This is a genomic window from Paraburkholderia sp. SIMBA_030 (assembly GCF_046535245.1).
Taxonomy (GTDB): Bacteria; Pseudomonadota; Gammaproteobacteria; order Burkholderiales; family Burkholderiaceae; genus Paraburkholderia.
Window position 1 is genome coordinate 1 of record NZ_JAWRXB010000239.1, and the last position, 314, is coordinate 314.

Consider the following 314-nt stretch of genomic DNA (forward strand, 5'->3'; position numbering starts at 1 on the left):
CATAAGCCTGGATGCCATCCTGACAGAAAGCGGCCTTCGCTTTTTTGCCTCGTGGATTGGATAGTGAATGCGACTGCTTTTTCTGGGTGACATGGTCGGCAAGACGGGACGCACCGCGGTTTGGGATCGCCTGCCCGGACTGGTCTCCGACCTGAAACTCGACTTCGTCATCGTCAACGGCGAAAACGCTGCCGGCGGCTTCGGCATCACCGAAGACATCTTCCTCGAGACGATCAACGCCGGCGCCGATGTCGTGACGACAGGCAATCACGTCTGGGACCAGAAGGACGCCGTCGCCTTTGCCGGCCGCCCCG

The 314-nt window shown here is 60.5% G+C and carries 1 protein-coding gene; it reads left to right on the forward strand.

What is annotated here, in order from left to right; translation table 11 throughout:
- Positions 1–67: 67 nt before the first annotated feature.
- The coding region (locus SB772_RS39825; protein WP_410838494.1) for a YmdB family metallophosphoesterase at positions 68–314 on the forward strand (247 nt) is incomplete at its 3' end.